Here is a 1749-nt window from a genome sequence, read left to right on the forward strand (position 1 = left end):
TGGGTGCGGCTCTTATAGAAATACGGTATTATTTAAAATAACAAAACTAACAACCTTGTCAGAGTAAGGCTTTGAGTCAAAAAAACCGTTAAGTGACGTTTGTTGTACATAAGTGGAAAACCGGGGTGAAATTCAGAGATATGCAAGGATCGTACTCAAATGAAGACATCTTCTTTTCACCAGCACGAGAGCTATTTGAAGAAATCGTAGAGTGGTTGGGTTCAGATCGGGTTTGCGGTTTAGAGCATGGGGAGTTAGAGAACAAATTACTGGAGAACGGGTACGAACTATTAAGACGGCAACTGCCACGGTTATTTTGATAGACGTAGTGATGACGAGATTGAAGGTGAGTGTTTGGGTAGTGACCAAGCCAGAAGAACTCATAAGAAGAAGTTGACTCGTAAACTGACCACCTTATTTGGAACCGTAAGAGTCAATCGAATTGGTTATGGAGGAAGGAAGCTCAATTCCCTGAGTCCATTGGATGCGGAATTAAACCTACCGCCATCCCAATATTCCCACGGACTGACAGAGCGAGTCGCAGTAGAAGTAGCCCGTTCGGGGTTTGGTGAAACAGTAGAGATAATTTCCCAAACAACCGCAGCCAAAGTTGGTAAGCGTCAAGTGGAAGAATTAGCCTTCAATAGTGCCTGTGACTTTGACCAATTTTACCACCAGCAACAATCACATATAGAGCAATCTCCACAAACAGGGGAAATAGTAGTGATTACTGTTGACGGTAAAGGTGTAGTGATGCGTACAGAAGATTTACGTGCTCATACCAGAAAAAGGGCGCTGGCTTCGAGCAAGAAGTTAAATAAACGATTAACGAAGGGTGAAAAACGAAACTCGAAGCGAATGGCTACAGTAGCTTCGGTTTATACGATTGACCCATTCGTGCGCACACCTGAACAAATTGTCAATCCGGAAGGGGAGGAGGTAGATAAAAAAGAACTCAAAAGACCCTTGCCTCAATCCAAGCGTGTTTGGGCAAGCTTAATTAAACAGCCAGAAGTAGTTATTAGCGAAGCATTTGACGAGGTATTGCACCGCCGAAGCACTCAACAAAAACACTTTTGTGCTTTGGTCGACGGTAATAAAACTCAATTATCGCTGTTGAATAAGTTTGCTCGCAAACACCAGATTAACTTAACAATTGTTCTCGATATTATCCATGTAATTGAATATTTATGGAAGGCGGCATTTGCCTTTTATTCCGATACCAGCAAACAAGCGGAGGATTGGGTAAGTAAAAGGATACTACTCATTCTTCAAGGACACTCAAGTACAGTTGCTGCTGGGATGCGTCGCAGTGCCACATTACGCAAACTCTCCCCATCACAACGTAAACCGGTGGATAATTGTGCCAGATATTTACTCAACAACGCGGCTTACCTCAAATACGATGATTACCTCAGAGCCGGTCTTCCCATTGCCACTGGGGTAATTGAAGGTGCTTGTCGTCATCTGATCAAAGACCGGATGGATATTACTGGAGCTAGATGGAGCCTTCAAGGAGCTGAAGCTGTTTTACGTCTTCGCTCACTTTACCTTAGCGGTGATTGGCATCAATATTGGCAGTTTCACTTAAAACAAGAGTATCAACGCAATCACCATGTTTTGTATCTTGATGGTGTTCCTTTGATGAAACGACTCCTTTATGCTCGTTGCTCTACTACTGCTCCCACTACTCTTCCGATAACTGTCTAAGACTTTATCCTTAGTCTTCCTAAAAGAGCCGCACCCAAA

At 43.2% G+C, this 1749-nt stretch carries 1 protein-coding gene; it reads left to right on the top strand.

Annotated elements, in window-relative coordinates:
* Positions 1 to 140 precede the first annotated feature (140 nt).
* Positions 141 to 1710, top strand: a protein-coding gene (locus tag F6K46_RS39550) for an ISKra4 family transposase (protein ID WP_293068945.1) whose coding sequence is annotated in 2 segments (ribosomal slippage) — positions 141 to 305 and positions 307 to 1710 — 1569 coding nt in all. Because the reading frame shifts where the segments join, the coding sequence is not laid out codon by codon here.
* Positions 1711 to 1749 lie beyond the last annotated feature (39 nt).

The organism is Moorena sp. SIO3E8 (assembly GCF_010692445.1).
In the GTDB taxonomy this organism is placed as follows: Bacteria; Cyanobacteriota; Cyanobacteriia; order Cyanobacteriales; family Coleofasciculaceae; genus Moorena; species Moorena bouillonii.